Consider the following 18,138-nt stretch of genomic DNA (forward strand, 5'->3'; position numbering starts at 1 on the left):
GTAAAGGCAGGAATAGCAAAATGTCATTTTGCGAGAAAACAGCGTGGAAGCAGAGCTCCCACCGACATTTTTAGTGATTTTCACCCGGCAAACGAATGTCACTTAAGTACATCAAAGGGAAGGAGAGACCATTGGCACAAGCTGAGAAAACCGTACAGATCACCGTCAAGCTCCCAAAGAAACAATATGAAGCGTTGAAAAAGTACGCGGCCACCAAGCATCTCAGTATGTCAGATATCGTACGTGCCTTTATTCAAAAGGGGATGTCTGTAGATGCCTATACCGAAGAGATTGATTTCATCACTACTATTATCCGCCAGGAGATCACCATTGCCATCAATGGTTTGAGCAACCGGTTAGCCGGACTGGCTAGCAAAGACCTCATCATGTCCGCCGCCTCTTATTACTCCACCATTGCTATCATTGCGGATTTAATAGATGTGAATCGTTATACAACTTTTCGGGAGATTGAGAAGAAGGCTCGGCAGCTTGCAGTGGAATACATGAAGATGAAGCTCACTGATGTGGAGAAGCTATTCCTCTCCGGTGATGGTTTTGAGCAGGATGCTGAGCGACTGCGCGGAGGCGATATCGATGTCGGCTCTGATCTATAAGCAACGCTTCTTCCATCCCAATAAGCCCAAAACTGCAGTCAGCAATTACTGTCATATTGGTTATATCGCCACCCGCCCAGGTGCAGTTCGGCATGATGCGAAAAACCATGGTCTATTCGGAAAACTAAAGCCCGGCGAGATGCAGATATTTGATTCCTGGCAAGAAGTCGCACGAACTGTCCGAGATATTTCGCAGCAAGGCAAAAACATGTTTCGTGGCATTATTTCTTTCCGCAGAGAAACTGCAATGGAACTAGGACTATCAAACTTCACAGTATGGCAGCAGTATATCGAGCAGCACATTGCCACACTTGCAGCCCAAAACCAGATTAAAACAGAGAACCTTTGTTGGGCTGCCGCCTTTCATAACGAAATAGATCATCCTCATCTTCATGTAGTATTTTGGGATAAGAAACAAGAAATCATGAAGAACTTCACTTCCCCCGAAATCCCCAATCGTATTCGCAAACAGCTGATTAAAGACACGTTCGCTTATAAAATCAAACAATTTATTGCCAAGCGGGATCAGGCCAAATCTGGAGTATCCGAAATTACCGATCAATTGGTAGCAGAATTTGAGAACTATCTGAAGCAGTTGAATCCAAAAGCATTTCGAGCATTCCAGCAGCGGTTCGAAATTGACGATGAAGACTCTCTTCTCCTCTTTCCTAAACATCATTTGGTGGAGCCCTCTTCTGTCAAGAAGTTGGCTGAACAGCTTTTTCAATTGCGTCAACAAATGCCGAAATCCGGACGACTTGCGTACAAGCTGTTGCCTCCTGAATCGAAAACACTGCTGGATAAGTTTGTACAGAACATCTTGCAAGAGAATCGCTATCTGGCTCAGATGGTAGATGATTACGTTGAGGCAAAAATGAACCTGGCCATGCTTTATGATTCTAATCCAAATCATTTGAACAGGCAGCGTGCGAAGTATCAAGCTGAAGCAGAGAAACGTATCGCCAACCGCATCCTCTCCACAGTTCGTACCATCATCCAGCTTGAGAAGGATGTCAATTATAATACCAAACAAGCTAATTGGCAGTATGCCATGACAGAGCAATTAGTGCTTGAGCTGCTTAACCTGATGGAAGGTTTGACGATGAATGCCCAAATGGATTACGACGACAAAAGCAAGCTAATGGGCGGTGACTTATCGAAGCAGGCTAAGAAAGAATGGCTTCTTCGGAATAAGGATAAAGGATTCGATAGGTAAAGTGAGTCTCCAACCACTTTGAAAGGAATGATCAAATGTTTTTTACCAATGGAAAGCTGCAATCGTTTGAGAAACTGATGCGTCAAACACCACGGAAACATCGACCACCTTCAGAAGACAAACCGAATCAACAACCTCAAGTAATTCCTTCTCAGGAGAGTCCATCTCAGCTCAAGGAGCAATCGGCCAGTGGAGATCAATAATCGAATGAAAGAGGTGCTGGAAGCAGAACTCTCCCGTTTGGGTTTGAATATCCAGCGTGAATCATCTTCTATTCTCTCCGTTCTTCAAAAGAACGACCCTATCGCATTTATTCATCAGAATGGTGAAATTCATTATCCAGCTAATGCCGAAGCTGAACTCGCTCACCAGATACCGAGCATTGTCGGAAAGGTCTGGGAGATAGAGCATAGCTATCGTAATGCTACCCAACTTGGAATCTCCAGTTTGAGCAGTTACCGCAGTATGCTGGAATATAACCATCATGTATTAGCAGGCCGTTACGATGGGGACGGTGAGTTTCGCTTTGTTACCTGGGAGATGAACAGCGAGCGGACTGGATTTGCCATGGGGCATTATTTTTATCGCAACGAGTATGAGAAAGCAAAGGATGATTTTCTAATGCGGAGTGGATTACTCGACAAGGGTAGATTGTTTGAAACCGATCAGCTTAGTTCGCTTTACGCTGCCCTTCTCTATCGTAGTATTAATGATTCCACACTTGGGTATAACGAAAAGCAATCCGTTGACCATCTTCTACAGAAAATCGAGTCATTGACTCCCCCTTCTCCCAGTCTCCTCTATTCCCAAATACAAGCCGAAATGGATCACGAACAGTAGCCTTCTTGAAAGGTGGTCCTCAAATGAAAAGTAAAAGCGAATTTTATAAAAACTTCTTTGCTGCCCTATCCTTGCAAGGGATTGAGGTTCGGCGTTCCACATCCGCGGACTATTTAGCAGATTTGTATCTGAAGGATCAGATCATTGCCTTTTATACACGGATGGATAGCATTGAACGCAATCCTTTTGTCACTGTCCCGGATCGGCTTATGAGCAGCATTTCAGACCTGGCACGAAAAACAGCCCTGCAGCTGGGTGTTTGTACCGAAAAGCCATACACCGATAAGGATGAGAAGATCACAAACGGTGTCTACAAGCTTAGTGAATACGGGGATGTCATTCTTGCTTGCAAACATCATCCTCTATTCGAATATGTGTTTTCGACCTACCGTCTTGCTCCAGAGAATGGAATACCGGTACAACGCCAATATTTTTATGACAGAAATGAAGCAATGGAGAACTTTGCAGTCCGCAGCGGCCTGGTAGATGGTAAGAAACTATTCAGCGAGAATGAGCTTATTCTCATTCATGATGAGATGGTCAAATTCCTTATCAGTCCCAATGACAAGACGATGGACCAATTCGAACAGGTCCAGATCCTGATTGACCGGTTGGAGGAACTACTGCCCGAGCTTAAAGATCGGGAAATCCAGCTGAATTACGAGCAAGAATTTAGTCATGATTTTGACGGTAACTCGGAGACGCTCGAAATTACCGAAGAAGGTCGGTAACAACTCATATTTATTATAGAAGGAAGTGAGTCCATGCCTCAGCCTGAAAGCTCGATATGGGGGAATATTTTGACCTGCGCGGAAATTGGCCTGCATGTGTACGGCATGATGGCCGAACACAATAGCGGCATTGTTGTGGATGCTGATTATGCCAAAGAAGTACTCAGTGAAGAAGCGTTGCAAGCTGGAGAGTCACAAGGTGATCATATCTATTTCGACGATGCCAAAAGTATCATCCCTTCCTATGAACTGCTCAAGAAGGATGCAATTACGGATCCGGAATTCAAAGAATGGTGCGGCTCGCCAGAAAAACTGGCCCAGGATGGAGAGTTTTTTGCTCCGGAGTATTTTGGTGGAATGACCCCACCAGCAACTACACCTTGGGGAGACATTACGGAAAGCCAAGAGTTCTACAATGGTATTTCCATGGTGAATCATGACGGAGAGTGGGCACTCGCTATACATCAAACGATCGCAAAACACTGTCTGTCGGAGATGGCACAGGAAGTAGCAGCTGGTCAAATAAACTATCTCTTTTATCCACTCGATGCTTGCTCTATTCCGGTTTATGAATTGTCCGCTTCTCACCCCGCTGTACTGGAACAAATTATAAACGAGGATAGTTTGCTGCACACCTTATGTGAGGACCATCCCGTATATGTAACGATGCATAATCTTCATGTTGAAGAATGGAGCCGTATTTATGATCAGCCGGCACCCAGATCACTCTTTCTACAAATACAGCTAGATCAGGAAGCTCGCTTTCCTGCTACAGAACAATATGATAACTTCCCACAATCCCCTCAAGACTCTATCTCCCTGAGAGAACGGCCTGATAATTTTTTTGAACCCACAGAGGAGCCTGAGTGGTGAAAACGAAACAAAAGCTGCTGCTTTGCACGCTTTTAATAACCATCGGTTCCATCTTTAATCTTTTCTTCTCTACGGCCCTGCATGGTGCCTTATCCGGTTCAACTTCAACTCTCACTGTCCCCTCCCTAAATACAAGCCTAGGTAGTCTTATTTCTAGCAGAGTTCACTTTCTGCTCTTTCTTTGTCTTCAAGGATTTACTCTACTCCTGTCCGCTCTCTTTATCGCCTCCAATAACCGGCCTTATCAAAGCAAACTGAAGCAAATTGCACCCGGGATTGAAACACCTGTGGTGGTGGGACAAAATCAGCATGGTTCTGCACGTTGGCTGCTAGAAGAGGAATGGTCTCATACCTTCGACTGCGAATTGCTCGATCTGCATCATCCCTATATTCGCCAATTGATTCAATCCGGTTACGACGACCTGCATTTCCGACGAACCGATCTGAAGGAGGACTTTCACCGTGAGAATGCTTCATCCGAAGTCTATTCCGAAAGTGAACACTGCGATTAACCATCCTCGCCGAGCTGCAGCACCACCTCTGATCCAATCGGGTGGTATTGTCCTAGGATTACAACAAGCACGAAACCAGGAGCGTCTTTTCTTTATAGGGGACGATGTTCATTCTCTCTGTATCGGCGCGACGCGCAGCGGGAAATCTCGAACAGTGGTCCTTCAATCCATCGGACTCTTGGCATTAGCCGGAGAGTCATTGGTTATCTCTGATCCGAAAGCAGAGCTATTTCATTATAGTAGCGTCCTGCTGGAGAAGCTGGGTTACGAAGTATTTACTCTCGATTTCCGCCATCCTGAAAAGAGCCACCATTACAATCTGCTTCAGCCTATCATTGACGCGACGCTGGCTGGAGACCAAGAGCAAGCAGAAATGCTCGCTTGGGACATGACGAACGTGCTGGTAGGCAAAGCTCAGGGTGAAAAAATCTGGACCAACGGAGAAATGTCGGTCATCGCCGCCTCGATCCTCAGTGTCGTGTGGGATAACGTCAAGCGCCCGGAGTTTCAAAATATGACTAATGTCTACTGGTTTCTAGCGGAGATGAACAAACAAATCGGTAACAAAACACCGATGCAGGAGTACATTAAGCGGTTGCCTCAGAACCATCCTGCTCGGGCTCTGCTCAGCATCTCCGACATTGCTCCCTCCCGCACCAAAGGTAGTTTCTATACCTCAGCGTTGACCACATTGCGCCTCTTCACCTCCAAATCCATTTATGCCATCACTCACAAAAGCGACTTTTCTTTAGCCGACATCGGCAATAAGAAACAGGCGCTTTTTATTATCCTCCCTGATGAGAAGACAACCTTTTATCCTGTGGCTTCGCTTATGGTATCCCAGTTGTACGAACTGTTAACTACCGAAGCAGACAAACGTGGAGGACGCTTAAAACAACGGGTCAATTTTATCCTTGATGAGTTTGGTAACTTTACGCCCATTGCCGATTTCACAAATAAGTTGACGGTCGGCGGAGGGCGTGGAATGCGCTTTAACCTATTTCTACAGAGTTTCGAACAATTGAAAGAAAAATACGACGACCATGTAGCCAATACGATCAAATCCAATTGTCAGACCTGGATATATCTGCAGGCTGACGATTTAGAGACGCTGCGGGAAGTCAGCGAGAAGCTCGGAACATATACAACGTCCAGTTACCAACTTTCTGCATCGCATGGCAAATATTCGACGCCCAGCACTTCACACAGCTTAAACCTGCTTGAGCGCAAGTTGTTAACGGTAGATGAGGTGCACCGTGTCTCACGCCCTTATCAGATTGTACTTTCTCGTTCTCATCCCGCAATGATGTATTCTCCCGATTTATCCTCCTGGGCATTTAACGCAATGATGGGCCTTGGAGACAAGGAGCACAATCGCCAAGTAAGGGAAGAACGAGAAATGCGGCGAATCGTACGAACGAATACGAATGAGGAGGTGAAACTTTGGAACATTTGGATCTACTATCAGAAAGATATCACCCGGCAGATGGCCGAACATCGGCAATAAGCAGCCGCTCAAAGCGAATTCTTTCCTCCGGGTTCAGACGACGATTAAGGTCAGGCCGCTTCTCTTCGGTTATACGAACTGCAGCAGCCTTACTATTTACGCTTTACTACAATTGGGTTGAATCCACATCCGTTTATGCTTCCGGCGACATTAAAGGTAGCAAGCTGGTGACTGGGACCGAGAAATTAATCGGCGATGTGACAACTTGGCTGATGATTCTGGCTCCGGTAGTATCCGGTTTACTCATTGTTTATTTTAGTATCCGGCGCTCTGCCGCTGATGAGATGGATACCAAAAAGTGGAACAACCGTATCATTGTTGCCATTGTATCCTGCATTGGTGCGGTACTCGGCGCAGCCACCCTTAATATCATTATTGGCTACTACAAGTAAAAAGAGCTTGCTGACCATAGCAGGCTCTTTTCTATGCTCACATTGAATTCTGGAGGTTATGAATAATGAAAAAATGGATGCAGGTTGTACCGAAGAAATTCGCTCACATGAGGAGCAATGCAAAGACAGTAATTAGCAACCATAGCGGGGAAGGTTTCGTGGATACGGCTGTAAAGATCCTGATGGCGGTTGTAATTGGTGCACTAGTGCTAGGCGGTCTGTATCTGCTGTTTGAAGGAACCATCCTGCCCACACTTACTCAGCGTATCAAGGAAATGTTCAACTACAAAGGTTAAGCAGCCTTCAGAGGAAGCGGCGGTCACGCCGCTTCTTTTAGAAAGGAGGAACAGATGGAGAAGATCTTACTGCTGCTCGTCGTTGCTCTGCTTAACGGGGCGCTAATCTATATGGACACCTTGTTAAAAGACATCCTTCCCATCTCCTTATATGCAGAGAAATACATGACCCTCACAACTGGCACGAATCTACTGGAAAGCTTGTACGATATTTTGTTTGGCTTTGGAGTTGCAGTGATGATTCTCAAATTTCTGAAAAAGGGCTTTGAGATTTATGTACTGTGGACCGATGGGGATCCGGATGAAGAACCGCTGTTTCTACTGACCAATTTTTTCAGGGCAATGGCTGTTGCCATTTGTTTCCCCACCATCTATACCTGGATCGGTCAAATGGTCGAAGAGCTAACCAATCAGTTAATGGTCGTCATCGGACAATCGACCGACTACAACTGGCAGGCATGGGTTAACAGTATCAGCTCACTCGGACTTGTGACCGCACTATTCGGATTGGTCTTCGTGGTTTGTTTCTTCATCCTGTATTTCCAGTTTCTCATGCGCGGACTCGAAATGTTCATCCTTCGTGTTGGTATTCCGCTAGCCTGCGCTGGATTACTGGATAATGACCGTGGTGTGTTCCGTGCCTATACCCAGAAATTCATGCAATCCATGTTGACGGTAGTCATTCAAATCGCTTTAGCCAAATTAGGTGTGGGGTTGATGTTGCAATCCCATGTCTTCTGGGGACTAGCCTGTATGATGCTCGCGATCAAGACACCACGTTTCCTCTCCGATTTCTTGATTACATCAGGTGGCGGTGGCGGGGTTGTAAACAATGTCTATCACTCCGTCAAACTCTTAGGGATGGCCCGCAAAATGACGAAGGCCGGGTGAGTGAATGGATACATTGGAGGAGTTGGCACAAGCTCTTATCGCCTTAATCCGTCTTGGCTGCGCCTGTCGCTTGGTGTATTGCATGGTACGTCTGGCTGGAGCTGATGATGAAGCGGCGAAATACAAGAAACGCAGCCGGAACGTAGTACTGTTTTACATTCTTGCCGAAAGCATCTGGCAGGTAAAGGATATCATTTTGTTCTATTACCAATAGGAGGTCTGAGATGAATCAAGAATCGCAAACGTTATATATTCCGATGGGCGTGAAGCCAGAAGCCGAATGGTTTCCCGGTTTTGGCAAACAGCAATTAGGTCAGGCTTTTATCAGTTCATTGCTCACTGTACTTCTGGCGCTATTACTCTGGTTGATCAATGGCAGCGTGCCGATGGCCTTGGTTACTTTCTTAACCGGCGTTTCCGCCTCAGTGATGATGACCACGAAAGACCGAAATAATCTGTCCGTTCTCGATCAAGTACGCTTTATGGTTCGCTTTGCCAAAAGCCAAAAGGTATACCCCTACAGAAGTCTACCTGAATGGCCGTGGCAGGAGGAGCAACCTTGAGTCTGTCCCTAAATATCATCCTTCTGAAAGGTTTACTTCTCACCTTGCTCCTGGCTTGTGCCAGCATTCAAGATGTGAAAACTCGCGAGATTCCTGATTCTCTTTCCGTAGCTATTACCGCTCTAGGATTCATTCACTTCTCTCCTCTTTTCTCCTTATCTGGGATGCTCCTAACTGGCTTACCGTACTTTGTTGCCGCTGTGCTCTCTAAAGGTAAGCTCGGAGGCGGTGATATCAAACTCATGGCAGCCTGTGGCTTTGTGCTAGGTCCAGTAGGTGGCACCATTCAAAGCATCATTGGGTTAACACTAGTTCTATTCACTGCTGTAGCAATTGGTTTTAAAACCGGGTACCAATCTGCTAAACAAACGTCTCTGCCACTGGCACCCTTTTTATCTGCCGGTGGCCTTTTTGCATTTATCATGCTCCAACTCTAAACCCTTCCTCAGGAGGTCTTGTCTTTTATGCGCAGATTTAAAAATCGTTCTGTATTAGGAGCAGCTTGTATTCTACTCTCTCTCATCATTTGTTTTGGTATTGCACCACTCTTAAACCGTTCAGCCAGCGATACCACTCAAATCATCCGTATTACCAAGGATGTTGCCAAAGGCTCGATAATTCAGTCAGAACAGGTAGAAACCGTCGAGGTAGGAAAGCTCCACTTGCCTGAATCTGTTCTCAAAGCAACGGAGGCTGTTGTTGGACAATATGCGGCGGTGGATCTCAAAAGCGGCGACTATTTGCTCCCTGCCAAGTTATCTGCTGTTCCACTAGATGCTTACCTCGATCGACTGGATGGGCACAAACAAGCCTTGTCCGTCACAATTAAAAGCCTTGCAGCAGGATTATCCGGGAAACTTCAACCTGGAGATATAGTGACCCTAATCGCTTCGGATTGCGGAGAAATGCGTACGACTACGATGCCTCCAGAGTTGCAGTATGTTGAAATATTAGCTGTCACTGCAAGCAGTGGGTTGGACGCGCAAACAGGAAATAACGGCTCCACTAAAGACGACGATGAGGACAATGAACTCCCTTCAACCTTAACGCTACTCGTTCAACCAGAGCAGGCTCAGCTTTTAGCCGACCTTGAGAATAAAGCCAAACTGCATACGTCCCTCGTATACCGCGGCGACCCTGTAACTGCCAAATCTTTTACCGACAAACAAGATGCTTACTTTACAGCTCAGTTAAAGAAAGGGGATGCCGATGAGTAATAAACCATTGATCGCTGTTTGGGGCAATCCCGGTAGCGGCAAGACCGTAACAACGATCAAGCTGGCTAAAGCCTTTGCCGCTAAAAAGAAAAATGTTCTGATTCTTTGCTGCGATGCCCTTTGCCCTTCCGCTTCCACAATCCTGCCGCAAGCCGCCAAGCAACAACTATCCCTAGGCGAACTGCTCAGTCTGCCTGCACTAACTCAAGAAGAATTACTACGGTTTGCTCTACCACTGGATGGTTCTCCTCATATTGCTCTGCTTGGATACAAAAAAGGGGACACCGCTTTTACGTATGCTTCTTACGATAGAGAACGTACTGTCGATCTCCTAACGTTAGCAAGACATCTGGCAGATGTGATATTGGTTGATTGCTCCAGCTATCTGTCCGCCGATCCTCTTTCCACGGTAGCCCTAGAACTGGCCGATACCGTCTACCGGTTACACAGTTGTGAGCTGAAAAGCCTGATGTTCTATGCTTCCTATTTGCCACTGTTGACGGATATACGTTTTCGCCATTCTTTGAATGTTTCTGTACTATCCAATGTTAAAGCAGGGCAAGACGAACGGGAATACAGTCAAGTTTTCGGAGGTATTGAGGTAACCCTTCCCTATGTGACTGAGCTAGAGCAACAAACGTCAGATGCACGGCTGCTCGATGATTTGGCTAGCAAAGAAGCAAAGACATATCTCAGTCGCGTTGAACATTTAATTCAACTGGCTTTACCGGAAGAACATCAGCACATTGCGAAATCAAAAGATAAATCTTCTACAATTTCAACCCGTAATGCGACGATCTTAAATCTCCTCGATTGGCTGAAATCATTCCTTCCAAAGCATCGAGGTGATGGTCAATGAATCAAGCTTCTTCTCTATTTTTCACTGCGAATCAGTCTAAGTCCTTTGCGGATGTGCTAAAGGAAGTTCAAACTTATCTTTCTGGGAAATACGCTACACTGATGAGCCGCCACCCTGAGGAACAAAAACAGCAAATCATTTCCTATATGAGTCAATATCTAACCGACCAACGGCTACATGTGCCTGGACTGACATTCGATGAACTAATCAATCGACTGTATGCCGAGATGGTGGAGTATTCCTTTTTAACCCGTTACCTTTTTTCAAGAGATGTCGAAGAAATCAATATCAACAGCTACAATGACGTGAAAATCAGCTATACGGATGGACGCATACTCCCAGCTGAAGAACAGTTTTCTTCTCCAGAGCATGCGGTGGATGTCATCCGGCGGCTACTGCACCAGTCTGGAATGATCCTGGACTATTCTCAGCCCATTGTCCGGGGCCATCTGGCCAACAATATTCGCATTACCGTGTTCGGTGCTCCCATTACAGATAAAGATAAAGGGATTGCTGCCTCCATACGGATCATTAACCCGCAGAAGCTAGCCCGAGAGGATTTTATTCAGAATGAAACAGCGACCGCAGAAATGCTGGACTTCCTTTGCATCTGTCTAAGGTATGGGTTATCCATGTGCGTCACTGGAGCCACCGGCAGCGGGAAAACAACCTTGATGAGCTGGCTGCTCTCTACGATCCCCTATGACAAACGTATCTTCACTATTGAAAATGATTGCCGTGAGTTTGATCTGGTCATTACCGACGAAAACGGCCGCGTTCTGAACAATGTGGTGCATACGGTGACACGCTCCAGCGAAGATCCCCGCCAGCATATCGATCAGGAAAAGTTATTGGAATTTGCGCTGACTGCCAACCCGGATATTATTTGCGTCGGGGAAATGAAATCGGCTGAAGCTTTTGCCTCTCAAGAAGCAGCTCGAACCGGTCATACCGTGATTACCACTACCCATGCGAATTCTTGTTTTGCTACCTACTACCGGATGGTGACGCTCTGTACCCAAAAATATGATATGAATGATCAGACCCTGTACAACCTGGTAACAGAAGCTTTTCCACTCATTTTGTTTGTGAAGAAACTTGAGGACAATACCCGCAGGATGATGGAAATCACAGAATGCTGCATACTCCCAGATGGTCAGCGTGTCATTCATACGCTATTCCGGTTTGCCGTCCATGCTACTTACGAAGAAGCCGGCCGTATTTGCATCGACGGCGCTTATGAGAAGGTTAGTGACATTTCCATCGGCCTACAGAAACGGTTGCTCGAAAACGGTTTGCCCTTGTCCTCATTGCAACGTTTGTTATCTGGAGGTGAAGCCTCATGACGTTTATGCTGCTGTTAGCCTCTATCGGTTTAACTGCAGGCTGCATGTTGATCCTTCAACTCACTCCTTACACATTAGCCCAAGAACTCTCCGAACTACTCTCCCACTTGTCTATTCGAAATCCATCATTAGCAAAACGGATCCGGGCTGTTCAGCACCCAAAGAAACTTAAAGGCTGGCGTGCTACAGTACATGAAGCCCGAGCCATTCTAGAACAGACGGGTCATAGTCAACGGTTTGGTTTGCTTATCGCCGGTTCCCTATCCTTAGCAATTATAGGAGCTATGCTAGCAATCCTCATGAACAACTTGTGGTTGTTGCCCGTAATGGCTGGGGGATTTGCCCTACTCCCTTTTTGGGGTGTCTTATTCAGCTCTACATTCTACAAGAAGCGGCTTGGTAGTGAACTAGAAACGGCTCTCTCCGTCATTACCACCTCCTACCTGCGTAACGAGAATATTCTGGCAGCGATTGAAGAAAATCTCCCTTACTTGAATCCTCCCGTAGCAGACGTATTTCAAGCGTTCCTAGCCGAAACGAAGCTGATTCATGCCAACCTCAGGCTAGCAACTCAACAGCTTAAAGGCCGAATTAATAACACTGTTTTTCAAGAGTGGTGTGATGCCCTGATTGCCTGTCAGGATGACCGAACGTTGAAATCCACACTCATGCCCATTGTCGCCAAGTTGTCCGATATGCGCGTTGTCTCGGCGGAGCTTGACTATTTGCTCTATGAGCCCTTAAAAGAATTTCTGACCATGGCTATTCTACTCGTCGGCAATATTCCCTTACTTTATTTTCTGAATCGCGACTGGTTCCATACATTGACTACCAGCACTCCTGGGCATATCGTGCTTTCAATCTGCGCATTGGCATTGTTTGTCTCACTGGCAGCAGTGATCCGGCTTACACGTCCTCTGGAATACAAACGGTAAGAAAGGAGAATTCAAATGCACGATTCTATTCGGTTACTAGGCAATTTGATTGAGGCATCCCCGCAAGAGCAGATCATCTTACAATCCCTGATTGAGGAATACGGGTTCGATAACTTTTGGGACCGGTTCGAGGAAGAGGAGCTGTCTGGCGATTTGAAAAGCAAGCTGCATGCAGTAAAGAAGATCTTACATGCCTTGGAGCCAGTCCCATCTCCTGAAAGGAGCGAATTCGATGGGCCAAGACTCTCTTGATAAGAGAATGGTCAAGGAATATATCCAATCCCTTCATCAGTTAACGGGAATTCCACTCGAAAAATTAGAGAACTATGGAAATACCAATAACCTAATGAATGCTCTGGAGCATCCCCATTCCCTGGAACTCACTTCAATACAATTACAAAAAGTTGAGCAGCTTAATGAATTCCTCATCTCTCACCGTGTTCTGCAGTGGGAAGTCGAGAATACACAGCGAAAAATCACCTCTCCAGAGCTGGCAGGAAGCTACTTCTCCGCATTTTTACATGGGCTACGGGACCGAGAACGCTTCATGGTCGCCTTCTTAGATAATGGTAACCATGTGATTGAAACACGGATTATTTCTGAAGGTGGTCTCACTGAGGCTCCTGTGTACCCCCGCAATATTTTAAAGACTGCGCTAAATTGTGACTGTACATCCATCATTATGGCGCATAACCATCCGGGCGGGAGCCTGAAGCCATCCTGGGAAGATATAGAGATGACCAAACGAATGGTTGCGATCTTTGAACCGCTTCATATTAGTATTTTGGATCACATCATTATTGGTAATGCAGGCTTTACTTCATTGACACAGATGGGGAAATTACCAAAATCAGCTGAAGAGGCGATTAGTTATGAGGCCATCACCCTCAAAAGTCTGGAGGAAGTCGAACCGTATATTCACGCTCCTTACCATGAGCCTGTATGGGATGGTGTAGTGCGTGAGGAAGAATGGGAGCGCTAATGGAGGTGATTGTCTATGATGTCCGGATTACTAATGTTCATTGGTTTGTTTTTCGCTGCTGGATCTTATCTCATTATCGCGGACCTGATTAAACTTCCTACACTTGCTGCCTCAAAGGCAGTCATTCAGGTCGCACGAACTGGGAAGAAAAACAGTTCTACCTTCGATGCTCTCATCTTTCGTATGTCTTCCTGGCTAGCTCCTAAACTTCGACTAAGCGATTACTATAGACGTAAAACGGCTGCAACCCTTCAGTCAGCTGGAATTCCACTAACCCCACAAGCCTATGTAGCTCATTCCATTGTAAAAGCGGGTTTGATTTTTGGTGGAGGATTAATGAGTCTGCCAATTTTACCGCTGATTTCACCTCTCTTTATCTTTTTAGCAATCGCTGTATTCTTCAAAAACATAAGTGCGGCAAGGGAATCCGTTCGCAAAAAAAGAGAAGAAATTGAAGCTGAACTCCCCCGGTTTGTGACCACTATCGCGCAAGAACTTAAAGCAACCAGAGACGTGCTGCGGATGCTTGAGGTATACGCCAAAAATGCCGGGAGCAGCTTGCAGAGCGAATTATTTATTACTATTGCGGATATAAAGAGTGGCAATCAGGAGACGGCACTGCTGAGGCTCGAGACACGTATTGGCAGCACGATGTTATCAGATATTGTACGGGGGTTGCTAGCCGTATTGCGCGGGGATCAGGGAGTTGTCTATTTTGAAATGCTCGCACATGACTTCAAATTGATAGAAATTCAACGACTCAAGCTTATTGCAATGAAACGTCCAGGCAAAGTACGCAAGTATTCATTCTATATGCTCGGATGCTTTATGTTGATGTACATTGTCATTTTGGGCATGGAGATCATGAGGGCGATGGGCAAGTTATTCTGATGCATACCATCCAGAAGGAAGGGAGGAATGCTAGGTGTCCATCCTCCGAAGTAAGCGCGGAGAAGGTTACGTCGATGTGGTGGTGCTAGTATTGGCTGCCATGTTATGCGTAGCTCTGGCGATCAAGGTGTTTCCAGTCTTTGTTGTAAAACATCAACTAGACACTTTCGCCGCGGAACTGGTACGAGAAGCTGAGATATCCGGCAGAGTTGGCAATGAGACTACAGAGCGAGCTAATGAATTACAGACACAAACTGGTCTCTATCCTACAATAACGTGGAACAGAAGCGGACAAATTCAAATTAATGAAGAAGTAACGGTAACTTTGAAAACCACTGTTAATATCGGACTATTTGGGGATTTTGGCTCCTTACCCATTGAACTCTCCGCTAGAGCTCAAGGAAAGTCTGAGGTGTATTGGAAATGAAGTGGCTGACTAACAAATCTGGTAATGGTTTTCCGTTAGTTGTTGCCATTGTGTTGGCAATACTGATGTTTTCCTGTGTAATTTTTGAATATATGCGACTAACAATTATCGCCAGTGGTGTACGTGATGCCGTGCAAAGCTCCATTATTGCCGTGGTTGCTGAAAACTACAGTTATGTATACAGTAGCCTGCGGCAAAGTTACTCCGGCGGTTATTTACGGTCTGGAAACGAATGGCAGGAGCAGGTCTCCACAGGACATATCTATCCTCGGCTACAAGAGAATTTGGGACTGGCCCAACAAGGAACAAGATATACTAAACTGATTGGAGATCAGGTGGAATATAGTTTATCCGGTTTAGTAGTAACTCTTATCAATGCACCGTTCGCTCCTTCTTCTCCGAACACCATAGAGCAATTCACAGCCGAAGCAGTAATACAGCTAGAGGTGCCACTTTCCTTTGGCTGGGGTCATCTACCTTCTATGAAGGCAGAATTACATGTTAAAGCAGTATATATGCCTCGGTTCAGCTCATAAACTCATAAAAAATTATTGTGTAAGCTGATTTAATTGGATTTTACAGAATTATACAGTAAAATAGAAGAATGGGATCCTCTTGTAAGAACACAAATATGCTATAAGGAGTCGAAAAAGATGAAGCGAAAGATATGGGCTTTTGCTGGAGGAATTGTGATTATTGGGCTTATAGTTACTTGGGCGGCATGGCCACATAAAGACAGCAGTCAAATAACTGATCTAGCAAATACGATAACCGCAGCAATTCCTTCTAAAATCAATGTTTCTGAAATAGAGCCAAGCCCTACTAACTCCCCCCAGAATCCAAGCCCAAGCCACTCCCCCATCTCTGTTGCCGAAATCACCCCTCAGCCTACTATATCTGAAACTCCCATACTTCAACCGGAAAAGGAAAAGAAGAATGTTGAAGTACCTATTACCCAACCTGCCAAAACACCAAAACCTACCCAGCCACCTAAGCCCAAAGTTAAGGCATCTACAAAACCACAATCTCCTACTTCTACTCCAGCTTATGAGGAAAAGACAACTCAGCCTAATAATCAAAAAGATGAACCAAAGGCTGGAGCTAAAAATAATGATGGGAAAGTGTATGTTCCTGGTTTTGGATGGGTTGAGGATCAAGGCGGTGGAACACAAGTTGTTAAAACGGGAACTGATGGTGATTTGAATAAGCAAGTTGGAGACATGGATTAAAATCACTAAAACATGAGAAAAGGCGCGGCGTGTTGCTGCGTCTTTTTCTTTTGGGAGGCATTGGTTATGAGTCGATTTTTAAAATGTATGTTTATACTTTTACTTACGATGACCATCTTCATGCCGTATATTACAAATGCTGATGGTACTGGTGATGGGAATATTGACATTGGTGGTGGTGGTCTAGGTAGCGGTAATGGGCAAAACTTTTGGAATACAAACGATGAAGGAGTCAGGGTCACTGTAATAAGATCAGATGATCAGATTGCGGTATCTACCCCTATTGATTTTACGAATCGCACTCCTCCAAGCTCACTTATTCATTTCGGAAAAATCAGTAAACTACAGTATAGCAAAGGGACAACTTTAAAACCGTCAACTGCCCCTTACACATATGTACAGCCTGGAGAACGTCTACCTTTCATTATTAAGTCGAGTAAAGCTGAACCGAATTTAGAGCTCATCAAAAGATATTTTTGTTCTGAGTACATGGCAATGCGCATTGCGAACGCAACAAATATTGACTACGAGACTTTAATAAACGGTAACTACAAACTTCTTATAGAACCCATCGCTTATATTACCTTTCAAGGTGTGCAGATGGCGATGACTGCCCATGAGGCCGCTTTGTACGATCAAATTCTAAATGGCGGTTTACGTTCAAAAATGGTCAGCCTCACTCATCAAAATCTACCATTATCCATATTTCTAGAGACCTCCGACCTTGGCTTCCCCGCTTGGAATGGTTCTACCAGTAGTCGTGTCAGTAACGATCAAATAATTACTTCACTTGGTTTGGGCATCGTTCGCTTTAATAACGCCCCTACCACCCCTTCCCCCAGTCAGGCGAGCTATCAATACCGAACAGATACCGATGTGATTACCTCCGTGCGTCTTTCCACCGCTGCTGAAATCACACCTGATAATCCGGCAAGCGTTACATTTGCGATTATGGGCAGCACTTACACGGTGACGAATATCGTCATTCCGGAAGGCGACAGTCAGTTGGTTTGGATAAAATGGCACACACCTAGCTCACCACAATCAATCTCTATTCAGGTGCGCTCAACAAACGGCTCTCTTAATGTTTCTTCTATAACAGCTTCTATTGTCGATCTAAACCAGAATCCCCCGCCCAATCCTACTGCCACAGATCGTAACGATTCATTTCATCTCCCATCAGTTCCTAACTATCCGTCAAAAACTACTGCCTCCTGGGGAATCTGGTCGGCTAGTTGGCATGAATACTGGGTCTGGATTTCTAACTGGCAATGGCACAGTACCGGAAAGGATACGGGCTATTGGATAGACTATGGATATTGGAAAGATCGAGGCTGGTGGGAATATATCTGGACTAGTTATTTCGCTTCCCTCTCTGCCACTCAATCAGTCGTCCCCGATACTAAATCACCATCTCTTTCCTCCAGTAGGATGAAATCAGGATATGGCATTGAGATAACCAGCAACAGCACTACCTCTTCTAATGCTCCTAGTAGTCACTTCACCGGTGCCCAGCACGCCGTTACTTATTTCCCGGAGTTTTCTTATCAAGCATACTGGCGACTTCATGACCTTAAATCAGGTGGAGTGAACGCCAATTTTTGGTTGAAGACTAATGAATATTCAACTTACCAAAGTCGAGTTCACTTTACGCCGGTTTGGTTCCCTGATGGACCGTATATTCCAATTACACGCATTCTGGATGTCTGGACACCTGCAGGCATGCTAACCCTTCAATTACAGGGAACGATTACGATCTCCGGGAACCTATTCTCTGATTGGCATATTGCACCGAAAAAAACAAAATAGAAAGTGGT

25 protein-coding genes are annotated in these 18,138 nt (G+C 45.4%); all 25 read left to right on the forward strand.

The features are described 5' to 3' along the window. Positions 1–131 precede the first annotated feature (131 nt). The 25 genes from NSQ50_RS22785 (at position 132) to NSQ50_RS22905 (ending at position 18,130) form a co-directional block, all read left to right on the forward strand. Positions 132–614 carry a ribbon-helix-helix protein, CopG family gene (locus NSQ50_RS22785; protein WP_081386843.1) on the forward strand — a complete coding sequence of 161 codons (483 nt, stop codon included), beginning with the start codon at positions 132–134 and terminating at the stop codon, positions 612–614. Further along, positions 595–1,830, forward strand: a complete 1,236-nt coding sequence (gene mobP3, locus NSQ50_RS22790) for a MobP3 family relaxase (RefSeq protein WP_076222729.1) — start codon at positions 595–597, stop codon at positions 1,828–1,830. Before NSQ50_RS22785 ends, mobP3 begins: the two co-directional genes overlap by 20 nt. Positions 1,831–1,865: 35 nt before the next feature. Then, complete coding sequence (locus NSQ50_RS22795; protein ID WP_179087727.1) at positions 1,866–2,033, forward strand: hypothetical protein; 168 nt, start codon at positions 1,866–1,868, stop codon at positions 2,031–2,033. Next, positions 2,020–2,670: a hypothetical protein gene (locus NSQ50_RS22800; RefSeq protein ID WP_076222731.1), complete on the forward strand. Its 651-nt coding sequence runs from the start codon at positions 2,020–2,022 to the stop codon at positions 2,668–2,670. Before NSQ50_RS22795 ends, NSQ50_RS22800 begins: the two co-directional genes overlap by 14 nt. 23 nt (positions 2,671–2,693) lie before the next feature. Continuing rightward, positions 2,694–3,401, forward strand: coding sequence for a hypothetical protein (locus NSQ50_RS22805; RefSeq protein ID WP_076222733.1), 708 nt, complete (start codon positions 2,694–2,696; stop codon positions 3,399–3,401). A gap of 33 nt (positions 3,402–3,434) precedes the next feature. Beyond that, positions 3,435–4,274, forward strand: coding sequence for a hypothetical protein (locus NSQ50_RS22810; protein ID WP_076222736.1), 840 nt, complete (start codon positions 3,435–3,437; stop codon positions 4,272–4,274). Further along, positions 4,271–4,786 (forward strand): hypothetical protein, encoded by a 516-nt coding sequence (locus tag NSQ50_RS22815; RefSeq protein ID WP_076222738.1) that lies wholly within the window; start codon positions 4,271–4,273, stop codon positions 4,784–4,786. The genes NSQ50_RS22810 and NSQ50_RS22815 overlap by 4 nt, the downstream gene beginning before the upstream one ends. Next, positions 4,743–6,293 (forward strand): VirD4-like conjugal transfer protein, CD1115 family, encoded by a 1,551-nt coding sequence (locus NSQ50_RS22820; protein WP_081386844.1) that lies wholly within the window; start codon positions 4,743–4,745, stop codon positions 6,291–6,293. The genes NSQ50_RS22815 and NSQ50_RS22820 overlap by 44 nt, the downstream gene beginning before the upstream one ends. Then, positions 6,230–6,685 (forward strand): Mbov_0395 family pilin-like conjugal transfer protein, encoded by a 456-nt coding sequence (locus tag NSQ50_RS22825; RefSeq protein WP_256716987.1) that lies wholly within the window; start codon positions 6,230–6,232, stop codon positions 6,683–6,685. Before NSQ50_RS22820 ends, NSQ50_RS22825 begins: the two co-directional genes overlap by 64 nt. A 65-nt stretch (positions 6,686–6,750) precedes the next feature. After that, a complete protein-coding gene (locus NSQ50_RS22830) occupies positions 6,751–6,981 on the forward strand; it encodes a DUF6133 family protein (RefSeq protein ID WP_076222740.1) in 231 nt (76 codons plus the stop codon). Positions 6,982–7,035: 54 nt separating this feature from the next. Then, positions 7,036–7,872 (forward strand): conjugal transfer protein TrbL family protein, encoded by an 837-nt coding sequence (locus NSQ50_RS22835; protein ID WP_076222742.1) that lies wholly within the window; start codon positions 7,036–7,038, stop codon positions 7,870–7,872. 4 nt (positions 7,873–7,876) lie between these two features. Continuing rightward, positions 7,877–8,086, forward strand: a complete 210-nt coding sequence (locus NSQ50_RS22840; RefSeq protein ID WP_076222744.1) for a mercury transporter — start codon at positions 7,877–7,879, stop codon at positions 8,084–8,086. A 10-nt stretch (positions 8,087–8,096) separates the two neighbouring features. Then, positions 8,097–8,435, forward strand: a complete 339-nt coding sequence (locus NSQ50_RS22845) for a hypothetical protein (protein WP_076222746.1) — start codon at positions 8,097–8,099, stop codon at positions 8,433–8,435. Continuing rightward, on the forward strand, positions 8,432–8,872 hold the full coding sequence (locus tag NSQ50_RS22850) for a prepilin peptidase (protein WP_179087728.1): 441 nt from the start codon (positions 8,432–8,434) through the stop codon (positions 8,870–8,872). The genes NSQ50_RS22845 and NSQ50_RS22850 overlap by 4 nt, the downstream gene beginning before the upstream one ends. Before the next feature lie 27 nt (positions 8,873–8,899). Continuing rightward, the gene (gene cpaB, locus NSQ50_RS22855; RefSeq protein WP_076222750.1) at positions 8,900–9,652 is read left to right on the forward strand and encodes a Flp pilus assembly protein CpaB; all 753 of its coding nucleotides are present in this window, start codon (positions 8,900–8,902) and stop codon (positions 9,650–9,652) included. Further along, a complete protein-coding gene (locus NSQ50_RS22860; protein ID WP_076222752.1) occupies positions 9,645–10,511 on the forward strand; it encodes a hypothetical protein in 867 nt (288 codons plus the stop codon). Before cpaB ends, NSQ50_RS22860 begins: the two co-directional genes overlap by 8 nt. Next, positions 10,508–11,857, forward strand: coding sequence for a CpaF/VirB11 family protein (locus tag NSQ50_RS22865; protein WP_076222754.1), 1,350 nt, complete (start codon positions 10,508–10,510; stop codon positions 11,855–11,857). Before NSQ50_RS22860 ends, NSQ50_RS22865 begins: the two co-directional genes overlap by 4 nt. Beyond that, the gene (locus NSQ50_RS22870; RefSeq protein WP_076222756.1) at positions 11,854–12,792 is read left to right on the forward strand and encodes a type II secretion system F family protein; all 939 of its coding nucleotides are present in this window, start codon (positions 11,854–11,856) and stop codon (positions 12,790–12,792) included. Before NSQ50_RS22865 ends, NSQ50_RS22870 begins: the two co-directional genes overlap by 4 nt. A 15-nt stretch (positions 12,793–12,807) precedes the next feature. Further along, positions 12,808–13,044: a hypothetical protein gene (locus tag NSQ50_RS22875; RefSeq protein ID WP_076222758.1), complete on the forward strand. Its 237-nt coding sequence runs from the start codon at positions 12,808–12,810 to the stop codon at positions 13,042–13,044. After that, a complete protein-coding gene (locus NSQ50_RS22880) occupies positions 13,025–13,774 on the forward strand; it encodes a JAB domain-containing protein (protein ID WP_076222760.1) in 750 nt (249 codons plus the stop codon). Before NSQ50_RS22875 ends, NSQ50_RS22880 begins: the two co-directional genes overlap by 20 nt. A gap of 15 nt (positions 13,775–13,789) precedes the next feature. After that, complete coding sequence (locus tag NSQ50_RS22885) at positions 13,790–14,665, forward strand: secretion protein F (protein WP_256716988.1); 876 nt, start codon at positions 13,790–13,792, stop codon at positions 14,663–14,665. A gap of 34 nt (positions 14,666–14,699) precedes the next feature. Next, positions 14,700–15,092 carry a DUF4320 family protein gene (locus NSQ50_RS22890; RefSeq protein WP_076222762.1) on the forward strand — a complete coding sequence of 131 codons (393 nt, stop codon included), beginning with the start codon at positions 14,700–14,702 and terminating at the stop codon, positions 15,090–15,092. Further along, positions 15,089–15,628: a hypothetical protein gene (locus NSQ50_RS22895; RefSeq protein ID WP_076222764.1), complete on the forward strand. Its 540-nt coding sequence runs from the start codon at positions 15,089–15,091 to the stop codon at positions 15,626–15,628. Before NSQ50_RS22890 ends, NSQ50_RS22895 begins: the two co-directional genes overlap by 4 nt. A 117-nt stretch (positions 15,629–15,745) precedes the next feature. Further along, entirely contained in the window at positions 15,746–16,321 is a 576-nt protein-coding gene (locus NSQ50_RS22900) for a DUF6550 family protein (protein WP_076222766.1), read from the forward strand. A 66-nt stretch (positions 16,322–16,387) separates the two neighbouring features. Further along, positions 16,388–18,130, forward strand: coding sequence for a hypothetical protein (locus tag NSQ50_RS22905; protein WP_076222768.1), 1,743 nt, complete (start codon positions 16,388–16,390; stop codon positions 18,128–18,130). The last annotated feature ends 8 nt before the right edge of the window (positions 18,131–18,138 follow it).

Origin of the sequence: Paenibacillus sp. FSL R10-2788, from assembly GCF_038003885.1 — a bacterium.
Lineage (GTDB): Bacteria > Bacillota > Bacilli > Paenibacillales > Paenibacillaceae > Paenibacillus_AQ > Paenibacillus_AQ odorifer.

What these genes read in the sequence shown, in the direction of transcription:
- NSQ50_RS22870 (WP_076222756.1), top strand. Translation starts at nt 11,854, where the DNA reads ATGACGTTTATGCTGCTGTTAGCCTCTATCGGTTTAACTGCAGGCTGC.
- NSQ50_RS22885 (WP_256716988.1), top strand. Translation starts at nt 13,790, where the DNA reads ATGATGTCCGGATTACTAATGTTCATTGGTTTGTTTTTCGCTGCTGGA.
- NSQ50_RS22820 (WP_081386844.1), top strand. Translation starts at nt 4,743, where the DNA reads ATGCTTCATCCGAAGTCTATTCCGAAAGTGAACACTGCGATTAACCAT.
- NSQ50_RS22810 (WP_076222736.1), top strand. Translation starts at nt 3,435, where the DNA reads ATGCCTCAGCCTGAAAGCTCGATATGGGGGAATATTTTGACCTGCGCG.
- NSQ50_RS22875 (WP_076222758.1), top strand. Translation starts at nt 12,808, where the DNA reads ATGCACGATTCTATTCGGTTACTAGGCAATTTGATTGAGGCATCCCCG.
- mobP3 (WP_076222729.1), top strand. Translation starts at nt 595, where the DNA reads ATGTCGGCTCTGATCTATAAGCAACGCTTCTTCCATCCCAATAAGCCC.
- NSQ50_RS22895 (WP_076222764.1), top strand. Translation starts at nt 15,089, where the DNA reads ATGAAGTGGCTGACTAACAAATCTGGTAATGGTTTTCCGTTAGTTGTT.
- NSQ50_RS22805 (WP_076222733.1), top strand. Translation starts at nt 2,694, where the DNA reads ATGAAAAGTAAAAGCGAATTTTATAAAAACTTCTTTGCTGCCCTATCC.
- NSQ50_RS22865 (WP_076222754.1), top strand. Translation starts at nt 10,508, where the DNA reads ATGAATCAAGCTTCTTCTCTATTTTTCACTGCGAATCAGTCTAAGTCC.
- NSQ50_RS22795 (WP_179087727.1), top strand. Translation starts at nt 1,866, where the DNA reads ATGTTTTTTACCAATGGAAAGCTGCAATCGTTTGAGAAACTGATGCGT.
- NSQ50_RS22830 (WP_076222740.1), top strand. Translation starts at nt 6,751, where the DNA reads ATGAAAAAATGGATGCAGGTTGTACCGAAGAAATTCGCTCACATGAGG.
- NSQ50_RS22860 (WP_076222752.1), top strand. Translation starts at nt 9,645, where the DNA reads ATGAGTAATAAACCATTGATCGCTGTTTGGGGCAATCCCGGTAGCGGC.
- NSQ50_RS22905 (WP_076222768.1), top strand. Translation starts at nt 16,388, where the DNA reads ATGAGTCGATTTTTAAAATGTATGTTTATACTTTTACTTACGATGACC.
- NSQ50_RS22845 (WP_076222746.1), top strand. Translation starts at nt 8,097, where the DNA reads ATGAATCAAGAATCGCAAACGTTATATATTCCGATGGGCGTGAAGCCA.
- NSQ50_RS22880 (WP_076222760.1), top strand. Translation starts at nt 13,025, where the DNA reads ATGGGCCAAGACTCTCTTGATAAGAGAATGGTCAAGGAATATATCCAA.
- NSQ50_RS22840 (WP_076222744.1), top strand. Translation starts at nt 7,877, where the DNA reads ATGGATACATTGGAGGAGTTGGCACAAGCTCTTATCGCCTTAATCCGT.
- cpaB (WP_076222750.1), top strand. Translation starts at nt 8,900, where the DNA reads ATGCGCAGATTTAAAAATCGTTCTGTATTAGGAGCAGCTTGTATTCTA.
- NSQ50_RS22835 (WP_076222742.1), top strand. Translation starts at nt 7,036, where the DNA reads ATGGAGAAGATCTTACTGCTGCTCGTCGTTGCTCTGCTTAACGGGGCG.
- NSQ50_RS22900 (WP_076222766.1), top strand. Translation starts at nt 15,746, where the DNA reads ATGAAGCGAAAGATATGGGCTTTTGCTGGAGGAATTGTGATTATTGGG.